Genomic DNA, 5,195 nt, shown 5'->3' on the forward strand with positions numbered 1-5,195 from the left:
AATGGGTCATTCTTGTCTTTCGCACGAGCAATGAACTCAGGAATGCGATCAACCGTACCTATTTCTTCCAGCATTTGTAAACATGCTTCGTTAGCACCGCCGTGTGCAGGGCCCCACAGTGACGCAACACCTGCTGCAATACATGCATAAGGGTTTGCGCCAGAAGAACCTGCCAAACGAACAGTAGACGTAGACGCATTTTGTTCGTGGTCAGCGTGCAGTGTGAAGATACGGTCCATCGCGCGTTCTACAGCCGGGCTGATTTTGTAATCTTCAGCAGGTACTGAGAACATCATGTTCAGGAAGTTAGCTGCGTAACTTAAATCGTTACGCGGATAAACAAATGGCTGCCCGATGTTGTATTTATAGCACATAGCTACCAGGGTAGGCATTTTGGCAATTAAACGGTGGGCGCAGCGGATACGCATATCGGCATTCGATACGTCTAAATCGCTGTGATAGAAAGAAGACATCGCGCCCACAGTACCGTTTAACATCGCCATAGGGTGGGCGTCGTTGCGGAAACCGTGGAAGAACATATTAATTTGTTCGTGCACCATGGTGTGGCGCTTAATAGTGTTCTCAAATTTTTCGTATTCTTCTAAACTAGGGGCGTCGCCATGCAGAAGCATGTGACAAACCTCAAGGTAGCTTGCGTCACGCGCCAGTTCTTCGATAGGGAATCCGCGGTGTAACAATACACCTTTATCGCCGTCAATATACGTGATGGAAGACTCGCAAGATCCAGTCGCCAAAAAACCCGGGTCGTATGTGAAATAGCCGTGTTTGCCAAGGGCGCGAATGTCAATAACATCCTGTCCGGCTGTTCCGGACAAAATAGGAAGTTCTATTTCCTTGTCGCCCGCTTTCAGAATGGCTTTTTGATCTGCCATAGTTGCTCTCCTCAGAAATTTTCTTTATCAGGATGACACTCAAAATTGAGCTATCCGGTGGGAAAAGTGGCGTATTTTTACTTTATTATGCGGTATCAAGTCAATTTTATTGCTTATATTGCACATAAATATTCTAGATTGTCTGAGATTATAATGCCGAAGTCTAGCGAAAGATCAGTTTCCTGGTGTTGTCTGCGCGACCTACGACTAATGTCCTAATACCACACAAAAAATTGTAATTATACTAGGTCGTGGATATACTCTGCGTACTTGAATTTACGCGGCTATCTGTTGTGTAAATCAGGTAATAAAACATTCACAAAATGTTAACAACTCAGCGGATGAGACAATTAACTTAGTAACAATCAAAATCACTCTGTCAGGACTAATTACGAGAGTGGTTATCCCTACGGATAAAACAGGCAAAAATTGTGAAAAAGCAAAGACCAGTAAATTTAGATCTCCAAACCATCAAATTTCCTCCCTCTGCTATTTCGTCGATTCTTCATCGTGTAACAGGCGTTGCAATGTTTTTCGCATTGCTGTTTGTGATCTGGGCATGGGCCGTTTCGGTATCATCTCCAGAAGGCTTTGCTAACGTGCAGGCCATGATGGACGGATTGATCGGAAAAATCATTGCAATCGGTACTGCTTCAGCACTGACTTACCACATTCTTGGCGGTATCCGTCATGGGATTATGGACATGGGTCACTGGGAAGAGTTGGAATCTGGCAATCTCAGCGCGCAAGTTGTGATTGGCCTGTGGATTGTTCTGACATTAGTATTAGGGGTTGTACTATGGTAACGAATCAGGCAAGCATCAAGCGCAACGGCGTACAAGATTACGTATCATTGCGTGCCACCGCATTAATTATTGCGTTATACACCTTTTTTATTGCTGGTTTCTTTATCACTACCGATGAAGTGACTTTCGACGTATGGCACGGTCTGTTTTCTGGCCTGGCTATGAAAGTATTCACACTTGCTGCTTTGGTTTCCATCATGATCCACGTTCGCATTGGCCTGTGGCAGGTGCTGACCGACTACGTGAAACCAGCCGGACTGCGCGCCATCATTCAGTACGTACTGAACATTATCGCGTTTGTGTACGTAGCAGTAGGTTTGTTTGTTTTGTGGGGAGTGTAAGATGAGTTTACCCGTTCATGAATTTGACGCCGTCGTTATTGGCGCCGGCGGTGCAGGTATGCGCGCAGCACTGCAAATTTCGCAGTCTGGCAAATCCTGTGCATTATTATCTAAAGTATTTCCAACCCGTTCTCACACAGTATCCGCTCAAGGTGGTATTACCGTTGCGTTAGGTAACTCTCACGAGGACAACTGGGAATGGCACATGTATGACACTGTAAAAGGGTCAGATTACATTGGCGACCAGGACGCTATTGAATACATGTGTAAAACAGGTCCGGAAGCCATTATCGAAATGGAAAACATGGGTCTGCCATTTTCACGTTTTGAAAACGGTAAAATTTATCAGCGTCCGTTTGGTGGTCAGTCTAAAAACTTCGGTGGCGAGCAGGGCGCTCGAACTGCAGCAGCTGCCGACCGTACTGGTCACGCGTTACTTCATTTGCTGTACCAGCAAAACGTAAAAAATAAAACCAAGGTATTCAGCGAATGGTATGCACTAGATCTGGTTAAAAACCAGGATGGTGATGTTGTAGGTTGTACGGCAATTGATATTGAAACCGGTGAAGTAGTTTACTTCAAGTCTAAAGCCGTTGTGCTGGCAACTGGTGGTGCGGGTCGTATATTCGCGTCAACTACCAACGCTCACATTAACACTGGTGACGGTGTAGGTATGGCACTGCGCGCTGGCGTGTGTGTCCAGGACATGGAAATGTGGCAATTCCACCCAACGGGTATCGCAGGTGCCGGTACACTGGTAACTGAAGGTTGCCGTGGCGAAGGTGGTTACCTGTTGAATAAAGATGGTGAGCGTTTCATGGAGCGTTATGCACCAAACGCAAAAGACCTGGCTGGTCGTGACGTTGTTGCCCGTTCAATGATGACCGAAATTCGTGAAGGTCGTGGTTGTGAAGGTCCGTGGGGCACACACATTAAACTTAAGCTGGATCACCTGGGTAAAGAAGTGCTTGAGTCACGTCTGCCCGGTATTCTGGAATTGTCTCGTACGTTTGCTCACGTTGACCCGGTTAAAGAACCTATTCCGGTTATTCCAACCTGTCACTATATGATGGGTGGTATTCCAACTAACGTTGATGGACAGTGCTTAACACTGGACGAAAACGGCAAAGACAAAGTGGTTAACGGTTTGTTCGCCTGTGGTGAGATTGCCTGCGTGTCTGTACACGGTGCTAACCGTCTGGGTGGCAACTCATTACTCGACCTCGTTGTATTTGGTCGTGCGACAGGTTTGCATCTGGGTGCTAAACTTGACGAAATCGCGCCTAACCGCGAAGCGTCTGCATCTGATCTTGAAGCGGCGATGGCACGTTTCAATCGTTGGGAAAGCTCAGAAAAAGGCAAGGGTGAAGATCCGGTTCAAATTAAGAAAGACCTGCAAAAATGCATGCAGCTTAACTTCTCGGTATTCCGCGAAGGTGAAGCAATGGCTGAAGGTCTTGAGCAGCTTAAAGAGATTCGCGAGCGTCTTAAGTCTGCACGTCTTGATGACAAGAGTTCAGACTTCAATACACAACGTATCGAATGTTTAGAACTGGATAACCTGATGGAAACTGCGTACAGCACGGCTGTAGCTGCAAACTTCCGTACAGAGAGCCGTGGAGCGCACAGCCGCTTTGACTATCCGGATCGCGATGACGAGAACTGGTTATGTCACAGTGTATACAACCCGGCTACTAAAGGCATGGTTAAACGTGAAGTCAATATGGCGCCTAAGCTTCGTGAAGCCTTCCCGCCTAAAGTACGTTCATACTAAGAGGGGTTAGACGATGCAATTAAGTTTTTCGGTATACCGTTACAATCCTGAGGTAGATAACGCACCTCGCATGCAGGATTACACCCTGGAAGTGGAAGAAGGCCAGGATATGATGGTGCTGGATGCGCTGTTGTTGTTGAAAGAACAGGATCCAACGTTATCATTCCGTCGTTCTTGTCGTGAAGGTGTTTGTGGCTCAGACGGCATGAACATGAACGGTAAGAATGGTCTGGCATGTATTACACCGCTGTCTGCGCTGGGTAAAGGCAAGCTGGTAATTCGTCCATTACCGGGTCTGCCAGTGGTGCGTGACCTGGTAGTAGATATGACTCAGTTCTACACCCAGTACGAGAAAATCAAGCCGTACCTGATCAACGACGACAAGCAGCCGCCAGCAAGAGAGCATCTGCAGTCTCCGGAAGAGCGTGCTAAACTTGACGGGTTGTACGAGTGTATTCTGTGTGCTTGCTGTTCAACCTCTTGTCCTTCTTTCTGGTGGAATCCGGATAAGTTTATTGGACCTGCTGGTTTGCTGCACGCATACCGCTTCCTTATCGACAGCCGTGATACGGCTACCGATGAGCGTTTGAACGACCTGGATGATGCCTTTAGCGTATTCCGCTGTCACGGTATCATGAACTGTGTAAGTGTTTGTCCGAAAGGACTGAACCCAACGAAAGCAATCGGCCAGATTAAGTCGATGCTTTTACAACGGGCTGTTTAGCAATTTTAACTCTGATTGCCTGCGGGTAAACAGTGTGTAATGCGTAAATGGCCATCCTATTGGGGTGGCTATTTTTTTGTACAGGAGCGAGGGACACGAGTCCGTTGTTCCTATTTCATGTAATGACAACCTAGCAAGGCACAATAATGCAAGAAAGCGTGATGAAAGCGTGGTGGGACTCATCGCACATGGCGGGTGCCAATGCTGCCTATGTGGAAGCATTGTACGAAGCCTATCTGGATGACCCGCAAAGTGTCTCCGAATCATGGCGGCAAACCTTCGACGCCTTACCTAAGGTGGAAGGGGTAGAACTTGAAAGCAACCATAGCCTGATCAAAGAGCAATTCAAAAAGCTGGCTTCACTGGGGCCCATGGCCCGCGTCAGAGGATCCGTTCCCACGACGACAAGCAATCAGTCTGATGAAAAGCAGGTCAGAGTTCTCCAGTTAATCAATGCCTATCGATTCCGTGGACACCAGCACGCTAACCTTGACCCATTAGGATTATGGCATCAGGAACGAGTCAGAGATCTTGAGTTGTCTCACCACAACTTATCTGATACTGATTTCGATACCGTGTTTAACGTAGGTTCGTATGCAATTGGCAAAGAAACCATGCCATTGGGCGAGCTGTTTAAATCGTTAAACCGCACTTACT

General features: G+C 47.1%; 6 protein-coding genes. 5 read left to right on the top strand and 1 reads right to left on the bottom strand.

Translation table 11 applies throughout. The features are described from left to right. Positions 1-893, bottom strand: an 893-nt coding sequence (gltA, locus tag ACLR2L_RS18745) for a citrate synthase (RefSeq protein ID WP_413370362.1), incomplete at its 3' end; no start/stop codon positions are given. Positions 894-1,324: 431 nt separating this feature from the next. On the opposite strand from gltA, the gene sdhC reads away from it, so the two are divergent. The 5 genes from sdhC to ACLR2L_RS18770 form a co-directional block, all read left to right on the top strand. Further along, positions 1,325-1,699 (top strand): succinate dehydrogenase, cytochrome b556 subunit, encoded by a 375-nt coding sequence (gene sdhC / locus ACLR2L_RS18750; RefSeq protein WP_413370364.1) that lies wholly within the window; start codon positions 1,325-1,327, stop codon positions 1,697-1,699. After that, the gene (gene sdhD, locus ACLR2L_RS18755; RefSeq protein ID WP_140956908.1) at positions 1,693-2,040 is read left to right on the top strand and encodes a succinate dehydrogenase, hydrophobic membrane anchor protein; all 348 of its coding nucleotides are present in this window, start codon (positions 1,693-1,695) and stop codon (positions 2,038-2,040) included. The genes sdhC and sdhD overlap by 7 nt, the downstream gene beginning before the upstream one ends. A 1-nt stretch (position 2,041) precedes the next feature. Next, positions 2,042-3,814, top strand: coding sequence for a succinate dehydrogenase flavoprotein subunit (sdhA, locus tag ACLR2L_RS18760; RefSeq protein ID WP_413370366.1), 1,773 nt, complete (start codon positions 2,042-2,044; stop codon positions 3,812-3,814). Positions 3,815-3,827: 13 nt separating this feature from the next. Next, on the top strand, positions 3,828-4,538 hold the full coding sequence (locus ACLR2L_RS18765; RefSeq protein ID WP_413370368.1) for a succinate dehydrogenase iron-sulfur subunit: 711 nt from the start codon (positions 3,828-3,830) through the stop codon (positions 4,536-4,538). A gap of 146 nt (positions 4,539-4,684) precedes the next feature. Then, positions 4,685-5,195 (top strand): 2-oxoglutarate dehydrogenase E1 subunit family protein (locus ACLR2L_RS18770; RefSeq protein WP_413370370.1); only part of this gene is annotated, 511 nt, incomplete at its 3' end.

This window comes from Alteromonas sp. AMM-1 (assembly GCF_047290655.1).
Taxonomy (GTDB): domain Bacteria; phylum Pseudomonadota; class Gammaproteobacteria; order Enterobacterales; family Alteromonadaceae; genus Alteromonas; species Alteromonas mangrovi.

Coding starts and splice junctions, on each gene's coding strand:
- sdhD (WP_140956908.1), top strand. CDS start 1,693: ATGGTAACGAATCAGGCAAGCATCAAGCGCAACGGCGTACAAGATTAC.
- ACLR2L_RS18765 (WP_413370368.1), top strand. CDS start 3,828: ATGCAATTAAGTTTTTCGGTATACCGTTACAATCCTGAGGTAGATAAC.
- sdhA (WP_413370366.1), top strand. CDS start 2,042: ATGAGTTTACCCGTTCATGAATTTGACGCCGTCGTTATTGGCGCCGGC.